At 71.5% G+C, this 22398-nt stretch carries 14 protein-coding genes and 3 pseudogenes; 9 read left to right on the top strand and 8 right to left on the bottom strand.

Translation table 11 applies throughout. The features are described from left to right. Positions 1-107 precede the first annotated feature (107 nt). Complete coding sequence (locus ACIOC0_RS16985) at positions 108-3221, bottom strand: tetratricopeptide repeat protein (RefSeq protein WP_402155767.1); 3114 nt, start codon at positions 3219-3221, stop codon at positions 108-110. A gap of 695 nt (positions 3222-3916) precedes the next feature. On the opposite strand from ACIOC0_RS16985, the gene ACIOC0_RS16980 reads away from it, so the two are divergent. Then, on the top strand, positions 3917-4549 hold the full coding sequence (locus tag ACIOC0_RS16980; protein WP_402155766.1) for a hypothetical protein: 633 nt from the start codon (positions 3917-3919) through the stop codon (positions 4547-4549). On the opposite strand, the gene ACIOC0_RS16975 is transcribed toward ACIOC0_RS16980, so the two are convergent. The 6 genes and pseudogenes from ACIOC0_RS16975 to ACIOC0_RS16950 all read right to left on the bottom strand — a co-directional run bounded on the left by ACIOC0_RS16975 (position 4518) and on the right by ACIOC0_RS16950 (position 12439). After that, positions 4518-5408 (bottom strand): SDR family oxidoreductase, encoded by an 891-nt coding sequence (locus ACIOC0_RS16975; protein ID WP_356684580.1) that lies wholly within the window; start codon positions 5406-5408, stop codon positions 4518-4520. The two genes, ACIOC0_RS16980 and ACIOC0_RS16975, sit on opposite strands and share 32 nt — an antisense overlap. A 448-nt stretch (positions 5409-5856) precedes the next feature. Beyond that, positions 5857-7053 (bottom strand): NAD(P)/FAD-dependent oxidoreductase, encoded by a 1197-nt coding sequence (locus ACIOC0_RS16970; protein WP_402155765.1) that lies wholly within the window; start codon positions 7051-7053, stop codon positions 5857-5859. Then, the gene (locus tag ACIOC0_RS16965) at positions 7050-9071 is read right to left on the bottom strand and encodes a LodA/GoxA family CTQ-dependent oxidase (RefSeq protein ID WP_402155764.1); all 2022 of its coding nucleotides are present in this window, start codon (positions 9069-9071) and stop codon (positions 7050-7052) included. The genes ACIOC0_RS16970 and ACIOC0_RS16965 overlap by 4 nt, the downstream gene beginning before the upstream one ends. 480 nt (positions 9072-9551) lie before the next feature. Further along, a pseudogene (locus ACIOC0_RS16960) lies at positions 9552-10160 on the bottom strand (SGNH/GDSL hydrolase family protein); the annotation flags it as partial. A 275-nt stretch (positions 10161-10435) separates the two neighbouring features. Then, on the bottom strand, positions 10436-12019 hold the full coding sequence (locus tag ACIOC0_RS16955; protein WP_402155763.1) for an alpha/beta hydrolase: 1584 nt from the start codon (positions 12017-12019) through the stop codon (positions 10436-10438). 261 nt (positions 12020-12280) lie between these two features. Further along, on the bottom strand, positions 12281-12439 hold the full coding sequence (locus ACIOC0_RS16950; protein WP_402155762.1) for a hypothetical protein: 159 nt from the start codon (positions 12437-12439) through the stop codon (positions 12281-12283). A 418-nt stretch (positions 12440-12857) separates the two neighbouring features. Here ACIOC0_RS16950 and ACIOC0_RS16945 point away from each other — a divergent pair. From ACIOC0_RS16945 to ACIOC0_RS16915, 7 genes and pseudogenes are all read left to right on the top strand, one after another. Further along, positions 12858-12998: pseudogene (locus tag ACIOC0_RS16945) on the top strand (BlaI/MecI/CopY family transcriptional regulator); the annotation flags it as partial. Positions 12999-13234: 236 nt separating this feature from the next. Continuing rightward, positions 13235-13558 carry a DUF6420 family protein gene (locus ACIOC0_RS16940; protein WP_402155761.1) on the top strand — a complete coding sequence of 108 codons (324 nt, stop codon included), beginning with the start codon at positions 13235-13237 and terminating at the stop codon, positions 13556-13558. 97 nt (positions 13559-13655) lie between these two features. After that, complete coding sequence (locus ACIOC0_RS16935; protein ID WP_402155760.1) at positions 13656-14063, top strand: hypothetical protein; 408 nt, start codon at positions 13656-13658, stop codon at positions 14061-14063. Beyond that, complete coding sequence (locus ACIOC0_RS16930) at positions 14060-15979, top strand: GMC family oxidoreductase (RefSeq protein ID WP_402155759.1); 1920 nt, start codon at positions 14060-14062, stop codon at positions 15977-15979. The genes ACIOC0_RS16935 and ACIOC0_RS16930 overlap by 4 nt, the downstream gene beginning before the upstream one ends. Then, positions 15976-17829, top strand: coding sequence for a peroxidase family protein (locus ACIOC0_RS16925; RefSeq protein WP_402155758.1), 1854 nt, complete (start codon positions 15976-15978; stop codon positions 17827-17829). Before ACIOC0_RS16930 ends, ACIOC0_RS16925 begins: the two co-directional genes overlap by 4 nt. Position 17830: 1 nt before the next feature. Further along, positions 17831-19915 carry a trypsin-like peptidase domain-containing protein gene (locus ACIOC0_RS16920; protein WP_402155757.1) on the top strand — a complete coding sequence of 695 codons (2085 nt, stop codon included), beginning with the start codon at positions 17831-17833 and terminating at the stop codon, positions 19913-19915. A gap of 354 nt (positions 19916-20269) precedes the next feature. Further along, positions 20270-21166, top strand: coding sequence for a ketopantoate reductase family protein (locus tag ACIOC0_RS16915; protein ID WP_402155756.1), 897 nt, complete (start codon positions 20270-20272; stop codon positions 21164-21166). Positions 21167-21176: 10 nt separating this feature from the next. On the opposite strand, the pseudogene ACIOC0_RS16910 reads toward ACIOC0_RS16915, so the two are convergent. Continuing rightward, positions 21177-21548 (bottom strand): annotated as a pseudogene (locus tag ACIOC0_RS16910) (IS701 family transposase); the annotation flags it as partial. On the opposite strand from ACIOC0_RS16910, the gene ACIOC0_RS16905 reads away from it, so the two are divergent. Further along, positions 21510-22340, top strand: a complete 831-nt coding sequence (locus ACIOC0_RS16905) for a hypothetical protein (RefSeq protein WP_402155755.1) — start codon at positions 21510-21512, stop codon at positions 22338-22340. The pseudogene ACIOC0_RS16910 and the gene ACIOC0_RS16905 sit on opposite strands and share 39 nt — an antisense overlap. Positions 22341-22398: the final 58 nt, after the last annotated feature.

The raw sequence follows: 22398 nt of genomic DNA, 5'->3' as shown, positions 1-22398 counted from the left end.
ACGGTCCGTTTTACGGCCCAGCGGTGCTGGCCCAGGCGACGGGACGGCTCGATGCCCTTGCAGGCAAGGCGATATCGGGTACCGCCGGAGGGCGCTCGGGCAGCGGGTCAGCACGCCCCGTTCGCCCGGTCTGCTGTTTCCTGCCATTCGGCGAGGCTGCGTCGTGTGGCGAGGACATGAAGATGCTCGGGGCCGTGAACTGCGGTCATGGACTCCAGCAGCTCTTCCAGGGCTGCTGCGGCACCGACAGGATCCCCTGAGCGACCTCGCGAAGTAGCGAAGTTGTGCTGAGTGACAAGCGTCTCGGGGTGGTCGGGGCCGAGCACCCGGATGAAGTCCGCCAGTACGGCCCGCAGAGCGGCGGTAGCGGTGGCCACGTCACCTGCCTTGCCCCGCCAGGTGGCCAGGTTGCGGCGGGTGACGAGGGTATCAGGGGCGTCATGGCCGGACAGGCGCGTGCGAACCGCAAGGACTTCCCCGAGGTCGTGCACCGCTCCGGCTGCGTCTCCCGCCGTAGCCCGTGCGTTGGCGAGTCTTTCGCGCGTTGCGAGGGTCTCGGGGTGCTCGGGGCCATATACCTGGACCATGTCCCTCAATGCCTCCCGTAGGGCGGTGACGGCTCCGGCCGAGTCGCCCGCCTGATCTTGCCAAATAGCGATTTGAGTGCGGACCTCGAGGACGTGCGGATGGTCGGGCTCGGGCATGCGCAGCAGGTCTGCGAGGAGTTCCTTGTACGAGTCGGCGGCTCCGGTCGCGTCTCCCGCCATGCCCCGCCAGTGAGCGAGGCGGTAGCGGAGTGGGACAACGTCCGGATGGGCTGGATCGAGAAGCCGTGTCGTCGTCCGGAGTATCTTGCGGAACGCGTCCACGGCGCCTGCTGCGTCTCCCGCCTCGCCCTGGCAGTCGGCCATCTGACGCTGGACGGTAAGAAGCAGGGGGTTCTCGGGGTCGTGCAGGCGTTCAAGATCAGTGAGCAGGTGCTGAAAGGTCACGAGGGCCCCGGCCGCGTCTCCCGCCAGCCCTCGGTTGATCGCAAGGTATTGACGGGTGGTGAGGGTGTGGGGGTGGTCCGGTCCGAGGACCTGTCCCATTCTCTCCGCCACCTGCTCCAGTACGACAGTGGCCTCCGCCGCTTCCCCTTGCTCTCCCTGCCACCGGGCGAGGGTGCCTCGGCCGAGGAGCGTACGGAAATCGTCGGGCCCCAGCGCCTCGGTCATCTCCTGAACAAGTCGAGCCAGCGCGGTGACGGCCCCGGCGACATCCCCCGTGCTCATCGTCCAAAGGGCCAGGTTGTAGCGGACGGTCAGTGTGTGGGAATGACTGGGACCTAGTGACCGGCCCAGCTCCTCCACCAGCACTTGAAGATCGGCGACGGCGCCTGCTGCGTCCCCGCTCTGTCCCCGCCAGTAGGCATGGTTGGCGCGGGCCGTGAGCGTGGTGATGCTGGCTTCACCCGAAGCAGAGGCCATGTCCTTGCGCACCGCCTCCAGTTCGGTGATGGCATCGGTGACGTTCCCCCCTTGGCCTCGCCACTGGGCAAGGTTCTGGCGCGCGATCAGGGTGTCCGGGTGATCGGCGCCCAGACGGCGCCGGATGATGTCGACAAGCCGGTCGTAGTAGTCGACGGCAGCGGAGGTCTGGCCGGTGGCTCCCAAACTGGTTCCGGCGCGGAACAACACGACATGGGCACCGTCGCCGGGCCGGCACAGAGCATCCCAGGCATGCCGGACAAGGGCATCGACGTTGGCGCGCAGCGACAGAGCGAGGTCGGTTTCGCGTTCGTTGTCGGGCCAGGCGGCGAGCAGGGCATCGGCGGCAGTGCGCGCGGCCTGGTCGTGCTGGTCGGGGATATGGGTCTCGCGGGTGGCGCGCTGGATGAGCTGGTGGATGCGGACGGCCTGCAGGGGGGTGTCGGGTTGGTGGTCGATGAGGCTGAGCCGGTGCAGTGCCCGCAGGGCGCCTACCGCGTCCCTGGGGGAGACAGAATTCGGCTCCGGGGTGGGGCTGGTTGTGGTGCGGTGTGCGGTGAGGTGGGCACGGGCCGACTCACTGGTCAGGACGGACTGAGGAATGCCGTTGGCGTCGAGCAGGGCGGCCAGGTGAAGCATGGGCCGGGCCAGGCCGGCAGGGCGCAGGGTATCGGCGCGTTCGATGGACAGAGACCATGCGGCGGCGAGGGCGGTGGCCTGCTCGTCGGGCAGGGAGTCAGGGGCCAGGTGGGTGAGTTTCGTGGCGCGGTCGGCCAGCAGGGTGCGGTAGCCGACGGCGGTCTCACTGGAGTCAATGAGGTAGGCGGCGGCCTGCGCCAGGGCTAGGGGCAGGTGCCCGAGATCGGCGGCGAGGGCGGTGAGCTGGTCGGCGGGCTCACTGCGGCCCTGGGCGTGCAGGGCGGCGGTGAGGTACGCGAGCGACTCGTCAGGGGTGAACAGGCCGACCTCGATGCGCCTGCGGCCGTCTCCGAACAGGGCGGCGTCGCGACGGCGGGTAGTGAGCAGAGTCCGACCGTGCGGGCTGGCCGGCGGCCATAGGCTGAAGCGGCTGCCGGGATCGTCGGCGCGGGCGATGAGGTCACTGGGGTCGGCGACGTCGTCGAGGACGACCAGCCACCGGCACGGCCGCTGTCCGGGCCGGGGGGCCAGCCAGGCCAGGAACTGCCTTGCGGCCTGCTCGGGATCCTCGGGGTCGGCCCGGCACAGCTCGACGCCGGCCTGCGCGTAGGCGCTCACCACCGCCGGCTGGCCACTCGCAGTGACCCAGACCAGGACGTCCAGAGCGCCCTCATCCCAGACTGCGCGGGCGTAGTCGGCGGCGAGTTGGGTCTTGCCGACCCCACCCATCCCGGTCAGCACTTGGGACAGCACGGCGGTGCCCCCGCCCTCTACCGCCGCACGCAGCCTATCCGCCTCCCCGCGGCGCTGGAACGACCGGGCCGGGGACGGGATCACTCCGACTGCGTGCGGCCAGGAGGCCGGTTCTCGAGGCGCACGCTGCACGGTCAGCGACTGGACGACGCCACTGATCGCGATCCCGTGCTCGGCGGCCACAGCCGGGCCGGTATTGGACACGCGGACAGAGACGGGGGACTGCGGGGTGGTTCCCGGAGCCGGGCCGCGATAGCCGGTCACGGCCATCGCACCACCGGCGGCCTCGCCATTGCCGGTGTTTCCCACGGTCACGGACGGCTCGGACTCACCCCGAGCCTCTTCTGATGCCTTCGCCATGGTTGCCGAACCTCTAGTCCGAGTAGTCGATGCCGGAGACGGAGCGCTCACCGCTGGCATCACCGGTCCGCTCGGCCGTGGCCGAGCCGCAGCCGCGGCCGCCGGGCCGCCGGATGCCGGTGACGCCACCGTGGCTACTGCTCCCGGTGCGGACGGCCCTATCGACGGGACCAGCGGAGGACGAACGCTCGAACAGAGCCCAGACCAGGGCGGCAACGCCAACAGCGGCCTGGACGGTAGCCCCCACCAACTGACCCGCACCGGGACTGTCCAAAAGCCAGACCAACGGCGTGGACACCACGCCCACCACTGCCAGCACAATGACAGTGACTTTCACTCCGCGCGACACAGCGATCCCCCCTCGCCCCGACATGTGCGCCGTCGAACGGCTGACAGCTCACCGCTTCGTAGTGTCCCGGCGCAGCGCTTGAACTGGAGAACACCTCGGACGGGCACCCCGGTTCCCGCCACAAGCATCGCGCGCTGGATGGCGAATGCGGTCTGGTCATCCTCGCCGAAACCTCGGCGACGGTCAGGCCCGGCTTCGCAACGCGTGCTTTGTGGATCGGTTTCATGCCCGGCACGACTATGACGTGCTCTTTGAAGTTGCTTTCTGCCCGCCGGAGTTCGCTCGACCGAGTACCCACAGTCGGGGGCTGGCTAGGGCGTGTATCGAAAGCGGGTCGCGGGACTTGGTGCCTCGGGTCAGGTGGCTTGGTCGTGTCGTCGGGCGCCTGCAAGCCCGCCGCTACCTCTCCTACGTCCTGCGCGGCCGGCCCCACCAGGCGGGCCTGGACGAACAGATCGTGCAGACGGTCATCGACGACTGCAGCCGCCCGGCCAGCCGACGGATGGTGACCGCCGGCCTGCACGCCCTGTACCCGCGCGACACCGAGGACCAGGCCGTGCTGCGCCCACTGACCCGGAAGCGGTCCGCGCCCCCGTACGAGCGGGCCCGCCTCGCCGCCGGCGCCCTGGCCGCCCGGATCCACGCCGCCCGTCGTGCGGAGCGCCTGGGCTCCCGCACCCGGCTGCCCGCCGTCGCCGTGCCCGCCGCCTCGAGGTCGCACCCGCGGCCGTTCCGCTCCGGCCCGAAGGACGGCCACCTCCTGGAGCCGGAGACCGGCGTCGACACGGTGGAGCAGACCCAGCGGACCTTCGAAGCCACCGCGAAGTCGGCCGCCAAGCTCCAGGACGCCAAACGGGAGCGCGCCGTCGCCCACGGCCCCCTGCCACAGCCCCTCGCCGTCAGGGACCACCCGCGGCGGAGGTCTGGGGCGCGGGGTCGCGGTGGGGTCACGGCAGGGGGGTGCCGCCGGTCGCGTTGAGGATTTCGGCGGTGATGAAGCTCGCTTCCTGTGAGGCGAGGTAGACGTACGCGGGGGCCAGTTCGGCCGGCTGCGCCGGTCGGCCCAGCGGGCTCTGCTTCCCGAACTCCGCCGTGTCGGGCATTGTCGCCGGGATCAACGGCGTCCACACCGGGCCGGGTGCCACAGCGTTGACGCGGATGCCGCGCTCCGCCAGCATCTGCGCCAGTCCCTGCGTGAAGGTGACGATTGCGCCCTTGGTCATCGCGTAGTCCAGCAGGTGCGGGCTCGGCTTGTACGCCTGCACCGAGGTGGAGTTGATGACGCTGCCGCCCTCCGGGATGTGCGGCAGGGCATGCTTGGTCAGCCAGAACATGCCGTAGAGGTTCGTTCGCATCACCCGGTCGAACTGCTCGGTCGAGATCGCCTCGATTCCGTCCGGCTGTGACATCTGGTACGCCGCGTTGTTCACCAGGACGTCGATGCGGCCGAACTCCTCGACCGCCCTGTCGACGAGCGCCCGGCACTCGTCCTCCTCGCGGATGTCGCAGGGGACGGCGATCGCCTTGCGTCCTGCGTCGTTCACCAGCCGGGTCGTCTCCGCCGCGTCGTCCGCCTCCTGCTCCAGGTGGGTGAACAGCACGTCGGCGCCCTCGCGGGCGAACGCCAGGGCCACGGCCCGGCCGATGCCGGAGTCGCCGCCTGTGATGACCGTCTTACGGCCGTCCAGCCGGCCGGAGCCCCGGTAGGAGTCCTCGCCGTGGTCCGGCGGCGGGTCCATCGGGCCGGTCCACCCCGGATGCGGCTGGTCCTGCGAGGGGAAGCCGGGCCTGGGGTGCTGCGTCGTCGGATCCTGCTGATCGTGCTGCTCGTCGCCCACGTAGGCCTCCCTTGTGGTCGGGCGGTGTTCTGGATCACCGGGTTCCCACATTCACCGGGCGGAAGCCACCTCCCACCGAACAGCCGGGTGGGATGCCGTGCAGGTGGGGGGTGAGTTACGGCGGGAGCCCGGGGGTCTCCGTCTTGCGTGCCCTGGCGGCATGCGCATCGGAAACCGGGTGCTGATCATGAACCTGGGTCCGACCCGCGGCGACCAGCACGCCGTCACCCAGGTCGCGCTCCCGCTGGGCGAGGCCCTCACCGCCGTGGCTGTGGGCCCCTGGTGGGCCGACCGCCCCCTGAGCGGCATGCGGCGACCGAGCGCGGCACCCGACGACACCCGGGGTGCCGCGCTCGGTCGGTGTCGGCCGGAAGGCGCCGTCCAGCCGAGTGCCTTCGCTGCGGCACGGTCCAGCCGATCTCGGCGACGACTCGGGGCCGTTCCGTGTTCATGACGTGCTGGACCCCTCCTGTGGTCGCCAGGACGGGTCGGGCAGGTCGGCCAGGCGCCGCGACCAGAAGGGACGGTCGGTCCAGCGGGCCTCCTGGGCGTGGATGACACGGTGGCCGCGCAGATACGCGCTCCGTGCGGCCGCGACCTTGTCCGCGTATGCGGCGAGGGCCGAGTCCGCGCCGTAGGGGGCTCCACCCAGGCGGGTGTCGACGGCCAGGCCCGCGCCCAGCCCGGTGTAGAGAGCGGTCAGTACGCCCTGGGAGGAGAGCGGGTCGAACGCGACCGCCGCGTCCCCGGCGGCGGTCCAGCCGTCTCCGTACACCGTGTCCAGGTGCGCTGTGTGCGCGGCGGCCCGGCGGGGCGCGGCAGGTGACGTGGGCGGGGGTTCGTCCCGGTGGGCATGTCGGGACACGTGGCGGGTGGCCGTCATCCGTCGGCGGAAGTGGCGTGCGGTGTGGGAGGCGGCGGGCAGGTCGGCGTCGGTGAAGTAGGCGACCAGTCGCCCGCCGGAGGGCTGCGGGGCGGTGTACCACCAGCCGTCCTCGTCGGACTCGACGAGGAAACGGCGGTCGGTGTCCAGCGGGTCCGCCTCCAGGGGCATGTACAGAGCGGTGAGCCGGTCCCCGACCCGCCGCCGGGCCCCGCACCGGACGGCGACCGCGGCGGCGCGGCCGGTGGCGTCGATCACCCAGCGGCAACGCACCAGACGCTCGCCACCGGACCGGGTACCGGCAGCGCCGATGGCGCCGCGCAGGAGCAGGGTCCAGCCGCCGTCCGGCGTGCGCGCGGTGTCGCGTACGGCCGAGCCCTCGGCGACCTCGGCCCCCGCCGCGCGCGAGGCGTCGCGCAGACGCCGGTCGAACAACCGCCGGTCGAGGTGCCAGCCATGGCCGTGCGGATCGTTGATGAAGTCCACGGCGTGCAGGTCGGCCGAACCCCACGCCGAGAGGCTGCCGTAGCAGGGCAGATGCCCGGAGCCGAGAACACGGTCGGCGACGCCGAGGTCGCCGAGCAGAACCCGCCCGGCGGGCACGAGCGTCTCGCCGATCTTGGGCGGCCCGGTGTCGGCGTCCGCCAGCAGAACCGTACGGCCGGCACGCGCGAGCACGAGCGCGGCGGCGCAGCCGGCCGGGCCGCCGCCTGCCACCACGACGTCATAGGTGTCCGTGCCGGGAGCGAGTGCGGCGCTCACCGCGCGTCACGGAAGGGGTCGAGTATCTCGAGATATCCTGCGGTGATCTCCTCCTCGCGGTAGCCGGTCGCCCGGGCGGCCTCGCCGATCACCCGTGCCGCGGACTCGGCCTCCGCGGATTCGGGGGCGAGCCTTCCCTCGGGCCGGATGTCCGCCGCAGCGGACAACACGTGCGGACCCGCCTCGGGCACGTGCAGGTTGACGAGGTTCGCCGTGTCCGGTGCCTGATCGAGCGGTTGTCCCGGGCGCGACTCCACCAGGATCCGTTCCGGGAACTTCCCGTCGCCCACTGTGTAGTGGCGCACCTCGACGATGCCGAGCTTGGCCCAGTCCTTGATCATTTGTGTGCGCTGCTGGTTCATGGTGCCGTTGAGGCCGCGCAGCCAGGTCGCCCGCCGCTCGAACGCCTCTTCACGGGCGCTGTCGTCGCTCCCGGTCGACGGCGTGTTGATCTTCTCGAAGTCCTCCAGCTTGAGGACATGGTTGGGTACCTGGGCAGGCCAGAAGGTCGGCAGGTAAGGGCTGTACCGGGGCCCCAGGTTGGCCAGCACCTCATAGCCGGAGCGGCAGCTCGCGGTGTCCGCCTGCCAGGGGGCGGCCATCCAGCGAGTGAGGTCTCCGGGCCCCTGTGCGTACAGGGGGCCATTGGCGGCGAGCGCCTCCTGCGGGGTGAGGGTGGGCCCGTAGTCGGGTTCCGCGGTGCCGGCGGCGCGGTGCCGGATGCGGAAGGGTTCACTGAACATGGTCGCGTGCCTGATCGGCCAGGTGACCTCGCACCCCGGGTGGAACGCGTCGGCGGCACAGTTCTCCAGGGCCGCCCGGTCCAGCAGCCCCGGCTGCTCGCCGACAGGGGCGTCGTCGACCGTGGGGCGCGGCTGCCGCAGGGTTGCGGCCCGGAAAGCCCCGTCCGCCCATCGCTGCAGCATCCAGTCCTGGGTCGGCGTCAGCACCAGGTGCTGACGCACGGACTTGGGCTTGCTGGCCATGGCGTCGCCGTAGATCCACGGCCACGGCAGCGGGGACATTGCGTCCCGGTCGTAGTCGCGCAGGGCGGCGTACGTCTGGCGGCGGAGTTCCCGGTTCCGGTCGGACGGATCGGCGAGCCTCTTGCGCATGGCGGGCGAGAGGAAGAAGTGGGGGCCGTTCCAGCCGAACTGTGCCGCGAATCCCTGGTTGACCCACTGCAGATCGCAGAACCGGCGGAGGATCGGCTCGATGTGATCGGTGAACGAGATCTGCTGCGGGCGGGTCAGCGAACCGGCCTGGACGAAGACGTCGAAGAGCAGGTCGTGGAGGGTACGTACGGACTTCACGCCGGGGGCGTAGTGCGGAGGCCCCACCACGACCCAGGCCGGGGCGGCGGTCAGATCCTTGCCGTCGATACGGACCGTAGCCGTCACCGGGCCGTCGGACACGTCGTCGTACCAGGTGTTGTTGTTGGCGACCCCGGTGATCGGCTGGTTCTTGTAGGAGGCGGAGTTTCCCCGGCCACCGAGCACCAGCAGGCGGCCGTCGGAACGGGTGGAGATCTCGCCGAGGTACACCGCCTTGCCCATGATCTTGCCGGTGTCGAACTTCTGCGTCTCGGTCTTCGAGCCGCGCACGGTGCGGCTTCCGGGGTCGTTGACCAGCTTCTTCCTCTCGGCGCCCACGACGTCGGCGTTGCGCAGAGCGTATTGCTCCGCCGCGAGCGTCTTGCCCTCGGGTATGTCCAGCGCCAGATGGAACTGGTACCAGGCGGCCTTCTTGTTGGCCAGATGCACCGTCCACTGGATCTCGGAGACACCCTCGGCGCCCGGCTTCAGCTCCCTCACCACCTCCCCCGCGGCGTTGTATCCGTACACACGGAACCGTGCGGCCTGCCTGCGGAGCGCCCCGGAACCGTCCTTGTAGGAGCCGGGGTCCGCTGGTTTCTGGTCCGGTGATTCCGGGCCGATGAAGGGTGCTTCGACACTGTTGCCGACCCTGGCGACACCGATGGCGGGGTGAATCTTGACCTTCACGATCTGACTATCCATCAAAACACCTTCTGCTGGGGGCTGTCGGGATGCGGTCTCGAACGTAAGACGTGCAATTGGGCCCGGGGGTCACACCGTGCAGGAGCTGATCGACGTCCGGCCATCGCTGACCCTCTATCAACTGCTGCCGCAAATAAGCGAGGTCGCCCCGGTCGGAGGTGCGTGGGGAGATCGCCGGCGGAGCTCACCGGACGCGGTCTCGATCAGCTCACCGCGCCGGTGGGGACCCGGCACGCACTGCCGTGCCGCACCGCCTCATCGACGGCCTCCTCGCCAAGACCCACCCTCGGGCTTCCGGCCGCCGCGACCCCGGCCATGGAGGTGCACCTGGTCGCGGGGAAGGCCCTCGCCCGTCACGACGAGAGCCGGCGCCGGTACGGCGGCGCGCGCGTACCGGAGGCTCTTCCTCCGCGACAAGTCTGAGCTCACCCGTGACGTCCCGCAACAACAACCGCGGGCGAGGCGCGGGAAGGCTCCGGGTCAGGGTTCCACTCGGCGCCAGTCCGTCACCGGTCCGGGGTCGGTGTGGTCCGCAGGGGTGGCCCAGAAGGCTTGGCCCAGCTCAGCGCTGAACCAGGGTGCCTGACCGGCCGTCCCCCCAGGAGCGGCCGGTGAGGCGGCGGACGACCCTCGACAGCAGGCACTGCCGGCTGAACCGGGCGTGGGCCACTTGGCGGGCGGTCCCGCCGGGCGGCAAGGCCAGGGGGATCGGCGTCCCCCACCGCGGGTCCTCGGCCTCGTAGCCGGGGGTCTGCCAGACCGCCTCGGCGACGCGGCGGTGCCCGTTCGCGGTCAGGTCCCGCCGGTCCACATCCCACATGCGGGGGTCGGAGAGCGACGGCGCGCCGTACAGGTCGACGACGAGGGGCGCCGTGCCCGGCGGCCAACTCGTCGACGCACACGAACAGTTCCTCCAAGCGCGACCGGAACGCTGCAGGGGGCCCTGGCGGCCGGGGCTACGCAGCAGGACGAGCTGCTTGCAGAAGGGCGCGGGCGCTCCACAGCCTCCTCCAGCAGGCCCCGCACCCGGTCCCTGGCGCACATGGACCGGACGGTGTCGTCGAGGCCGCCGACCAGGGTGATCACATCTGGCTGATCGACCAGATCCTTGAAGACCGGAACGGCCCCTGCACGGTGCCGCGCCGTTCCAGGCCACGCTGTACCGGCTCATCACCACCCTCCCAAGGCCGTCGACACGGCCCTGCTGCTGGCGGCGATGGCCGTCCCGCACCCCGCCCCACCTGGTCGAGCACCCTGTGCATGGACCACGCCCCCGCGCTTTCCTCCGCTGACCTACCCGGGCAGGCCTGATCCACCGTTCGCCCCCCTTCCGCCTCCTCCACATCCGTTTCAGTGAGGCTCTGTCAGGTGCAGGTGGCGCCGACCGGTGGGAGCTGACCTAGCGTCACGTAGCGGTCCACGGCGGTGTCGACGCAGGCGCTGCCACGGAGGTAAGCGAGATGCCCGTCGCCGTCGTAGGTGAGCAGGCGGCCGGAGGAGAGCTGGCGGGTGAGCGCCTTGGCCCAGGAGTACGGGGTGGCGGGATCGCGAGTGGTGCCGACGACCAGAACGGGAGCGGCCCCGGGCGCGGAGACGGGCTTCGCAGGCTGGGCCGGCGGGACGGGCCAGTAGGCGCACTGCAGAAGCGAAGGCGCGTAGAACTCGCCGAACTGGGGCGAGGTGTGGCGGAACTGCGGCAGCGCCGCCCGCACCTGCGCGGCGGTGAACCGTGGGGCGAGGGGGGCGCTCAGGCAGCTGATGGCGAAGAACGCGTCGCCGGCATTGCCGGAGGTGTCCTCCGAGGAGCCGAGGAGCTGCTGCAACACAGTGGTGTCACCTGCCAGCACTCCCCTCAGCGCCTCGCGCAACAGATCCCAGGCGGGCGCCTTCAGCGCCGTCGTGACCGCGACGAGAAGATCGTCCCCTGTGATGGAGATGTCCTTGCCCTGCTGGAGGGGTACGCGGCCCAGGGAGCGCCGCAGTGTGTCCAGGGTGCGGCTGATCTCCTTGACCGAGTGGCCCAGCGGGCAGTCGGGGCGGGCGGCGCAGTCGGCTGCGAAGGACTCCCAGGCCACCTGGAAGCCGCCCGCGGTCTGCAGGAAATTCTGGTATCCGTCCATGGCGGGGTCGACGGCGCCGTCGAGCACCATCCGGCCCACTCGGGACGGGAAGAGGTCCGCGTAGGTCGCGCCCAGGTAGGTGCCGTAGGAGAAGCCGACGTAGTGCAGCCGGTCATCGCCCAGGAGCGCACGCAGCACGTCCATGTCCCGGGCCGCATCCACCGTGCCGACGTGGGGAAGCAACCGCCCGGCGTGCTTCGCGCACGCGTTACCCAACTGCGCGTATCCCGTCTCGTCGGAGGCGATCTCCACCGCCTCGTCCGACAGGCGCCGGCCGGCCCCCGCGGCGGTCGTGACGGTGTCGCTCTCGCACGTCACCGGGGTGCTGTACTGCACGCCGCGCGGGTCCACCGCGACCAGGTCGTAAGCGGCTCGTACGGACGGGGAGAAGTCGTCGGCGCCGTCCGCCAGATAGTCGACGGCGGAATCTCCGGGCCCGCCGGGATTGACCAGCAGCGAGCCGATCCGCGCGCCGCCGCCCGTGGCCCTCTTCCGGGTGACCGCCAGGAGAACGTCGCCCGCATCCGGATCGGCGTAGTCCAACGGCACCTTCACCTCGGTGCACTGGAACGAAGGGACGTCAAGGCACGGCTCCCACACGAGTCCCTGCTGGTAGTAGCGCCGCAGCCCTTGCGGGACGCCCCCATCGGCAGTGCCGCCGTCCACCCTGGCCGACGGCGCCACGGTCGATGCCGCTCCCGGCCAGGCAACGCACGGAGCGGTCAGCAGCAGCCCGCAGGCGCCCAGCACCCCCACCCTGCCGCGCAGTCTCCGCCCGCGTATTCGGCCCACGTCGGGGGTGCGACCAGCGTCTCGCGCAGGGATCATCGCCATGCCTTCCTCGTACGCCCATCGAGATCCGGGACCGCCGGGCGAGGCGCCACGACGGGCCCGAGGCCACCCGGTGTCCGGTGCCCGGGCGGTCAGGAGACGGTCCCGCCGCCGCGCCGCGGCGACGCCCCGTCGGGATGGCGGCCTGCCGCAGTGGTGGCCCGGCGGCTTGCCGGGGTGGGGCCCGCCATCCGCTGTCCTCCGCCCTGTGATCAGGTCACCACAAGCCGTGCTCCATCGACCTGTCTGTGCGCCTGTTCAGGTGACGGTCAGGAGTTGAGGTGTCGCGCATTCCCGGACGTCTTCGTCAATCGCGGATGCGAGCTCACCAGTCCCAAGGCCGTAGCAGAAGGACGAAGGCCCGTCGATCCCCGCCCGCTCCAGGAACAGTCCCTCGTAGTGCTGCAGCAGCTCCATGTCGAAGCCGTCGCCCCTTCGAGGCCCGCCACAGTGGCCGTGGGCGCTCTGCCACGTGCGTCGGCTGTTCATGCTGTCCGCCGACGGCGAGCAGCGCCCGGTGATGAGCTCCACCGAGCGCGTCGACCTCGGCCGCCCGCAGCAGCCGGCCCGACGGTTGCTCTCCATCTCCGAGAGACACCGCATCCAGGCTGAGCACGACCCGGTGTACGGACGCGCCAGGGCCTGGATCCGCCCCCGCCCGCGTGAGTCGTACTGGTTCCAGCGGCTGAGGACAGGAGGCGCGCCGCCCGGGTCCGGCAGACGCCCTCCCGGTCAACGCCGGTGGGACGCCGGGTGTCGCGTCCGTACGAGGGCGCGGTGAGGCGAAGGTCGGCAGGATGGCGGGTGTTCCGCGCGACAGCGTGGGCAGGGCGAGTTGGAGACGCTGGCGCTGGCCGCACTGCGGGCGGCCGGGCCGGTCACGGCCGGGTACAGGAACAGGCTCGGCGGCGACTTCGCGTACACCACCGTCCTCACCATCCTGACCCGCCTGAATACGAGGGGTGCCGTGGCGCGGTAGCGGGCGGGCTCGGGTGCCGCGGCTGGCTGACCTGTACGCCGCGGTCGAACAGGCCCGGGGCGGCAGCCTCCGCGCGGGGACCGGCGCATCACCGACACCTGATCCGGCACGCCGAGCAGTGCGGTGCGCCCGGCCCGGGCGTCGATCGCCCGGGAGACGGCCCGCAGTTCATCGCCCTCAAGAAACAGGTAGGGGCGGCGCTCAAGAAGAAGCCCCGCAACGAACGTCGCACAATGCGCGGCCGACGCCGCGGGCCAGCGGCGGACCTGCTTCTGCTGCACCCGTGCGGCGCCGTGGCGGTCGGCGACCGCCACGTCACGCCCGGAGGAGGGCGACTGACCGTCAGGAAGCGGCGAGCACGTCACTTGCACATCGAGCGGCCCCCTGGCGCGGCACCCCGTACCCGGAGGACTGGACCGTGCTCCGGTCCGTACCCCGGGACTCTCGTCAACGATTCAACCAAGTTGTTTCTCCCGGGTGTTCGGCGATCCGCCGGCGCCGGGTGGACGGGACGGCCCGCCGCGACTCGAGGTGCAGGGGGGACGTGGTTGCCATAATGTGGTGATTGGAGTGTTTCCGAGGTGTTCTCATCCCTCGCCGGGGGGTTCGGCGGTCGTTCCCGTCACCGCAAGAATCACCGCACCGTCAGGAGACATGATGGCCACGCAGATGGCCGGGCCTCACGCTGTCTCGGTCTACGCACTCGCTGGAATCCGGATCGTCAACGGGGCAGCCGGACTCCTCTCGCCCGAGCTGCTCATCCGGCGCCTCGACCCCGATCGCGAGCCACCCAGTCCGGCGGCGGTGTACGCCTTCCGGCTCTTCGGGATCCGTACGATCCTGATCGGCCTGGATCTGCTCACCCACCGCGACGAGCGATTGCGGGAGGACCTGCGCGACGCCGTCCTGATCCACGGCAGCGACACCGCGACGGCGGCCACACTGGGCCTGAACGGCCGGCTCCCCCCGCGCACCGCGGTGCTGACCACACTCATCTCGGCCGTCAACACAGTCCTGTCCGTGGCCTCGCTCGTCAACTCGGTGAAGAGGAAGCGGAAGTGACGGACGATCTGGGCACCGCGCCCCCGGCCGAGACGGGTTTCGACTACGTCGTCGTCGGCGCCGGGGCGGGAGGCGGACCGCTGGCGGCCAACCTCGCCGCCGCCGGCCTGCGCACCCTCCTCCTCGACGCGGGCGGCGCCCCGGAGAACGACGCGTACCGGGTGCCCGCGTTCCACGCGGACGCCTCCGAGGACCCGGGCCAGTGCTGGAACTACTTCGTACGGCACTACGCCGACGAGAGGCAGCAGCAGCGCGACGGCAAGTTCGTCCGGGAGCAGGGAGGCGTCCTCTACCCGCGTGCCGGGACGGTCGGCGGCTGCACGGCGCACCACGCGCTGATCACCGTCTACCCCTACAACCGCGACTGGGACGCCATCGCGGAGGAGACCGGCGACGCGACCTGGCGCAGCACCGCCATGCGCCGCTACTTCGAGCGGCTGGAGCGCTGCACCTACCGGCCGCGGCCCAAGGAGCCGCCCGCGAACCCGCTGCTGGCGGCGCTGTTGAAGGCGCTGCCCTTCACGGGCGGCCGGTACCGCAACGACGCCCGCCACGGGTTCGACGGCTGGCTGCCGACCGCCCTCGCCGACCCCCGGCTGGCCGTCCAGGACGAGCAGTTGCTGAAGGTCATCCTGTCGGCCGCGGAGGACACGCTGGCCGACTTCCTCGACCGGCCGCTGTCCCCGCTGGAGGGGTACGGGTCCTTCGTCGACCCCAACGACTGGCGGGCGCAGACGCATGCCCTGCAGGGGCTGTGGCAGATCCCCCTCTCCACGGCGAACGGACGGCGCAGCGCCGTGCGCGAGCGGGTGCAGGACGTCCAGCGCCGGCGCCCGGACGAGCTGGTGGTCCGTACCGACGCGCTGGCGGCCCGGGTCGTGCTGGACGGGAACGGCGCCGCGATCGGCGTCGACTACCTGGACGGGGCGCACTCCTACCGGGCCGACCCCGCGAGCCGACCGGACGCGGCGTCGCCGGTCCTGCGCAGGGTCTTCGCCTCCCGCGAGGTGATCCTGGCCGCGGGCGCGTTCAACACGCCCCAGCTGCTGATGCTGTCGGGTGTCGGGCCGCGTGAGGAGCTGCAGCGGCACGGCATCCCCGTGCGGGTCGACCTCCAGGGCGTGGGCGCCCATCTGCAGGACCGGTACGAGGTCGGCGTGGTCAGCCGGATGGACCGCGAGTTCCCGGTACTCAAGGACTGCAACTTCCACCCGCCGCGGCCGGGGAGCGAACCGGACCGCTGCTACCGGGCCTGGCAGCGCGGCCAGGGCCTGTACACGACCAACGGGGCCGTCGTCGGCGTCACCCGCAAGTCCCGTCCGGAGCTGGACGCGCCCGACCTGTTCATCTTCGGCGGCCCCTTCGACTTCCGGGGCTACCGGCCCGGTTACTCGCTCGACCTGACCCGCAGCAAGGACCGCTTCACCTGGGCGATCCTCAAGAGCCGCACCCACAACACCGGGGGCCGGGTGCGGCTGCGCTCCACCGACCCCCGTGACACCCCACTGGTGAACTTCCACTACTTCGACGAGGGCACGGACAAGGACGCCGTGGACCTCGACGCGATGGCCGGCGCCGTGGAGTTCGTGCGCGGCATGAACCGCAGGGCCGGCGCCGTGATCGCCGAGGAGCTGTGGCCCGGCGCGCAGGTCGACGGCCGCGACGACGTCCGCCGTTTCGTGCAGGACGAGGCGTGGGGCCACCACGCGTCCTGCACCTGCCGGATGGGCCGGACGAACGACCCCTCGGCCGTCGTCGACAGCGACTTCCGGGTGCGCGGAGTGGAGCGCCTGCGGATCGTCGACGCCTCGGTCTTCCCCCGCATCCCCGGATTCTTCGTCGCCGCCCCCATCTACATGATCAGCGAGAAGGCGAGCGACGTGATCCTCGCAACCGCCCAAGGAGCACCGCCATGACCGAGCGACGACGCGCCGCACGACGCTCCCCAGCCGGATATCGCACGTCACTGCCCTGGCGGATCGTCACCGCCGTCGCCGAGGGCGTGGACCGGCGCTTCGGTTGGGACCGACTGCCAGTGATCGCGGGCCTGCTGACGCTCCTCGGGCTGCGGGTCAAGCTCCGGCAGAAGAACCTCCACGACACCGGTCGGCTGCCCTCGGTCAACCTGCCCGACCCCGCTCCCCCCTCGGAGACCCACAAGGTCAACCGGACCGCCGACGGCAGCCACAACGACCTCGCCGAGCCCCGCATGGGCATGGCGGGCACCCGCTTCGGCCGGAACATCCCGCTGGACCGGATCGCACCGGCCGCCCCCGGGGACGTGCTGTCCGCGCCGACCCCGCGGGAGGTCAGCCGCACCCTCCTCACCCGCGACGAGCTCATACCCGCCGAGTCGGTCAACTCGCTGGTCGCCGCCTGGCTGCAGTTCATGGTCCGCGACTGGTTCAGCCACGGGACCAGCCCTACGGAACGTCCCTGGGAAGTGCCCCTCATGGACGACGACCCGTGGCCGGAACACCCCATGCGGATCATGCGGACCCCGGACGACCCGACCCGCGACCCGCAGGCGCCCGCCGGGACACCCGACACCCGCGTCAACGTGTCCTCCCACTGGTGGGACGCCTCGCAGATCTACGGGACGAACGAGACCGAGCAGCGCCTGATGCGCGCCGGCGAGCTGGGCAAGCTGCACCTGTGGGACGACGAGCAGTCCCCGATCCCCTCGGACCCCTCCCGGGACCCCTCGCACGTCCCCGGCTTCTGGCTGGGCCTCGCCATGATGCAGGACCTGTTCGCCCGCGAGCACAACGCGATCTGCGGTCACCTGCACGGCGCCTACCCGTCCTGGAACGACGAGGAGCTCTTCCAGCGCGCCCGGCTGGTCAACGCCGCGCTCCTCGCCAAGATCCACACCGTGGAGTGGACCCCGGCCGTGATCAGCCACCCCACCACCGTCAAGGCGCTGCGCGCCAACTGGTGGGGCGTCGCGGGCGAGCGCGTCCACAACCTGTTCGGCCGGATCAGCGACAGCGAGGTCGTCAGCGGCATCCCCGGCGGCGAGACGGACCACTACGGCGTCCCGTACTCCCTCACCGAGGAGTTCGTCGCCGTCTACCGCATGCACCCGCTCGTCCGCGACGATTGGCACCTGCGCTCCGCCGCCGACGACGCGAGCCTGCGCCACTGCACCCTCCGCGACATCGCGGGCCCCGGGGCGCTGAAGGTCCTGGAGACCACCGCGATGGCCGACCTGCTCTACAGCTTCGGCACACAGCACCCCGGGCTGGTCACCCTGCACAACTTCCCGAGGTTCCTCCAGGAGTTCGAGCGGCCCGACGGGCAGTTGCAGGACCTCGCCGCCACCGACATCCTGCGCTCCCGGGAGCTGGGCGTCCCCCGCTACAACGAGTTCCGGCGGCTGCTGCGGCTGAAGCCCGCGGCGAACTTCCTGGAGCTGACGGAGAACCGGGCCTGGGCCGAGCAGATCCAGTCGCTCTACGACGGCGACATCGAGAAGGTCGACCTGATGGTCGGGCTGTACGCGGAGAAGCTGCCGGCCGGGTTCGCCTTCAGCGACACGGCGTTCCGCATCTTCATCCTGATGGCGTCCCGCCGACTGAACAGCGACCGCTTCTTCACCGAGTACTACACCCCCGAGGTGTACTCCAAGGCCGGCATGGCCTGGATCGACGACAACTCCATGATCACGGTGCTGCTGCGCCACCACCCGGAGCTGCGCACGTCTCTCACGGGCCTGACCAACGCCTTCGTGCCGTGGCACACCGCCGGAACGGCGGTGACCTGACATGACGGCGACGACGACGGCGGTGACGGCGGACAGGTCTCGCCGGGAGCGGAAGCGGCAGGTCGCGGCGGCGGCCGCACGGTACGCAGAGACCGGCGATGAGCGGCGGGCGGTCGAGCGGCAACAGCAGGCGGGGGTCGCCTTCCCGGACGCGGAGGACGCGCTCGCGGCGCGCGCGGCCCGGCTGCTCGACCGGCAGGCGGTGCCCGCCGCCCTGCTCGTGGAGGCGGTGCGGGCGGAGCCGCTGGACCCGGCCGCCGCGTACGAGCGCATCCTCGGGGTGTCCAAGGAACTGCAGGCCTGGAGCTTCCTGCCGCGCGGCGCCCGGGCGGCGCGCACGGTCGCCCGCATCTCCGTGCGGGAGAACGGCCGTGAGCTGCCCGTCGGCACCGGCTTCCTGGTGTCGCCGACCCTGCTGATGACCAACCATCACGTGCTCCCGGACGCCGAGGCCGCCCGGCAGAGCTTCGTGGAGTTCGACGCCCAGGTCACCGTCGACAACGTCCCCCAGCCGCCGACGCGACTGGAGTTCGCCCCGGACGAGTTCTTCACGGCGGACCCGCGCCTGGACTACGCCCTGGTGCGGGTCGCCCCCGGCCCTGACCAGCGGCCCGCGGGCGACGCGTTCGGCTGGAACCGGCTCAGCGCCCAGCCGGGGAAGCTGGTGATCGGCGAGCCGGTCAACGTCATCGGCCATCCGATGGGCCGCCTGAAGGAGATCGCCGTACGCGACAACATGCTCCAGACGCGTCTCGACGACTTCATCCACTACATGACGGACACCGAGCCGGGGAACTCGGGCTCGCCCGTCTTCAACGACCAGTGGGAGGTCGTCGCACTCCACCACAGCGGGGTGCCCAGGACCGACGGCCAGGGCCGCGTCCTGCGCCATGACGGACAGGTCTGGCAGCCCGGCGACGGCGACGACGCCATCGACTGGGTGTCCAACGAGGGCGTGCGAATCAGCTCCATCCTGAAGCACCTCGCCGCCCTGCCCCTCACCCCACAGCAACGGGAGCTGCTGGCCGACATGGGCCCGGAGTCGGGGCTGAGCGGCACGGCGGCTCCCCCCGTCGGCACGGTGGCTCCCCCTGTCGGCCGGGACGCCGCGGCGGCGGGAGCCGGAGCAGCGGCGTCCCGGCCGGCCGTCGAGAAGGCCGCCGCGGGGACCGGTCTGCGCGCCCGGGACGGGGCGTTCGGCGGCGGCCGGCACCTGGTGTTCCTGCACGGCCGCTCCCAGGAGGGCAAGGACCCGGAGCGCCTGCGCCGCGAATGGGCGGGAGGACTCAACCAGGGGCTCGTCCGCGCCGGGCTCCCGCCGGTCGACCCGGCGGACGTCTGGTTCCCCTACTACGGCGACCGGCTGGTGGAGGCCCTGACCGCGCACGAGGCCGTCCCCCGCCTCGCCGAGGCCCCGACCGCCACGGCGGCGGAGGCGGTCGCGCCCTCCTCGTACACCGCGCGCGCGGTGTACGAGGAGATCATCGGCGAGGCCGCCGCGAAGTGGGACATGCCGCACGAGAGCCGGCTGGCCACCGAACGCATCGGCATGGACGACGTGGTCGGCGGCCTGCACAAACGGCTGGGCTGGCTGGCCGCCAGGAGCGACCTCGACGCCTGGGCCATCGCCCTGGTCTTCCGCGACGTGGCCGCGTACCTCGACGACCGGCGCATCCGGGACGCGGTGCTGGACTGCGTGCAGGAGACGATGCCGGACGCGGGCGAAGTGGTGCTGGTCAGCCACAGCCTCGGCACGGTCGTCGGGCTGGACCTCACCACCCGGCTCTCCCCCGGCGTGAACGTCGTCCACCTGACCACGGCCGGCAGCCCCCTGGGCCTGGACAGCGTGTACAGCAGGCTGCTCGTCGGCGGGGCGAAGCGTCCGGACATCGTCACGGACTGGCTCAACGTCTGGTGCCCGACCGACGCGGTGGCGATCGGCTGCCCGCTGGCCGACGACTGGGCGGACGGTCTGTCCGACCTCGCGGTGGTCAACGCCCGCGACCGCGCGCACAGCATCGCCGAGTACCTCGCCCACCCCGAGGCCGCCCGCTTGATCGGCAGCCGCCTCACCCCCCGGGTCTGACCCGACAGCTCCCCAGCGTGGGCGAGGGGCCGGGCGACGTAGGCGATACGGAGGACGCCGGGCGCGCGGCGCTCCGCCTCGCCCCGTACGCCGCTCCTGCCTGGGACTACATGGGGACTCGAGGCGTCTCAGCGCCGAGACCCAAGTTTCAGCCTGGGTCTACTTCAGTAGATCCGTGGGTTGACTTGAGTCTCGGCAGCTTTGATGATCGTTCCGGGCCCAGGTCGGCCTCCCGCCCGCCGTCTCCGCCGCGGTCCCAAGCGGTCCTGACGGGGCGGCTGTCGACCCGTCACGGGCCTGGCCGTTCCCGACTCCGGCCGTGCGATTCCGCAACCTCCCTGGACAGGAGCACATATGAGCACCGGCAAACTGAGTGTGGCCGTTCTCGGCCCGGGTGGAGTCGGCGGCCTGATCGGCGCGTTGCTCGCCCGTGCCGGACACCGCGTCGTCTGCCTGGCCGGAGAGCAGACCGTCGCCGTGCTGCGCCAGGACGGACTGCGCGTCGACAGCGACCAGTTCGGGGAGTTCACCGCGGCGGTGGAAGCCGACACCGAACTGCGCGAGCCGGTGGACGCGGTCTTCGTGACGGTCAAGCAGACCATGCTCGCCGAGGCCCTCGACCGCATCCCGGTCGACATGGTCGGCGCGGGCACGGTCGTGGTCCCGCTGCTCAACGGCCTCGACCACATCGCGGTGCTGCGCGGGCGCTTCCCCTCGGCCCGGGTCGTCGCGGGCACCATCCGGGTCGAGGCCACCCGCGTCGCACCCGGCCGCGTCACCCACACCAGTCCGTTCGCCAATCTCGAACTCGCCGCCCCCGCAGAGGACTTCGCGGAGCTCCTGCGGCAGACCGGCCTGGGAGTGATCCTGCGCGAGGACGAGGGCGCGATGCTCTGGGACAAGCTGGCCTTCCTCGCTCCGTTCGCCTTGCTGACCACCCGCCACCAGGCCGACGTCGGCGTCGTCCGTGATCGGCACCGTGCCGAACTGCTCACCGTCCTCGACGAGGTCGCGGCCGTGGCCCGCGCCGCCGGCACGTCGGTGAGCGCCGAGGGATTGCTCTCCTTCTTCGACCGGGTCCCCGGGACGATGAAGTCCTCGATGCAGCGCGACGCCGAGGCCGGCCGCCCGCTCGAACTCGACGCCATCGGTGGAGCCGTCCTCCGCGCCGGAGTCGCCCACGACATCGCGACCCCGGCCACGGCCCGGCTGCTCGCCGAAGTGGCCGGGGCTGAACGGCGGGTGGCCTGACGGAGTGGTCTGACAGTGGGACCAGCCCGTCCGGGGCGGGGTTGCGGGCATGTTCGTCGGCGCGGACGACTGCCAGGAAGGCGTAGGCGAGCATCGCGAGGGTGACCCAGCGGGTCCAGGAGGGGTAGCGGCGAACTTGGTGCTCATCGAATCCCGCCACGCCCCTTCTCGGTCTGGAAGGTTTCTTCCACACTCCATCTGCATCCGGCGACACGCACCGGCTCGGTCAGCGGCACCGGCCGGGTGAGAAGCAGCGATAGCAGGCGAGTTCGCCGGTGGTGCGGTTGCGGCGGATCGGGAACCGGTGGCCCGGCGCCTCACACCCGTGGAGTAACGTGCTGACGTGTCCACGCCTCCGCCGCCGCAGAACCCGTACGGCCCGCAGCCCTCGCAGGGCCCCCACGCGCCCCACCCCTACGGCCCCCAGGGCCCGCTGCCCGGCCCGCCGCCCCCCGGCCCCTACGGGCAGCCGCCCGCGCCGCAGCCGTACGGCGCCCCGTACCCCCCGCCGCCCCACGGCTGGGCCCAGCCGCCGAAGAAGAGCCGGGTCGGGCTGGTGCTCGGGATCGTGGGCGGAGTCGTCGGGCTGGGCGTGGCCGGCGTGGTGGCGCTCGTCCTGATCGGAATGAAGATCGAGAACGACTTCCCCGACGCCGAGTACCGGCTCACCCTGCCCAAGACCCTCCTCGACGGGCGCTACAAGCTCGGCCAAGACCTCTCCGACACCGAGGGCGAGTCGATCGAGAAGGAGATGGAGGGCGCCTGGGACGCCAAGGTCACCGACTCCACGGTGGGGCAGTACAGCCTCAACGGCGACGACACCGAGGGCATGCTGGTGGTCTCGGGCATGTACGGCCGGTTCCAGAACACGGACGACGGCCGCGACGCCATGCTGAAGGGCGTCGGCGAGGCCGACGGCCTGAAAGTTGCCGTGCAACCGAAGGACTTCCGTCCCAGCGGCGCGGACACCACGGTCACCTGCGAGGTGGTCTCCCAGTCACAGGCCGGCGCCACCCTGGTGTACCCGGTCTGCGCCTGGGCGGACGGCAACACGGCGGCCGTCGTCGCCGAGATCACCGCGGAGAACGTCGGGCAGCCCGCCTCCGACATCGACCTGGAGACGGCCGCCGAGACCGCCCTGCAGATCCGCTCGGAAACCCGGCAGCCGCTGTAGACCGCCGGGCCCCGGCTGTCCTCGCTCAGACTGTCGGGGCCCACCCCCGCGCGGTGAA

Origin of the sequence: Streptomyces sp. NPDC088254 (genome assembly GCF_044740925.1) — a bacterium.
GTDB lineage: Bacteria > Actinomycetota > Actinomycetes > Streptomycetales > Streptomycetaceae > Streptomyces.
The sequence above is the reverse complement of the archived record's forward strand: the minus strand, read 5'-3'. Positions and strand labels throughout refer to the sequence as shown.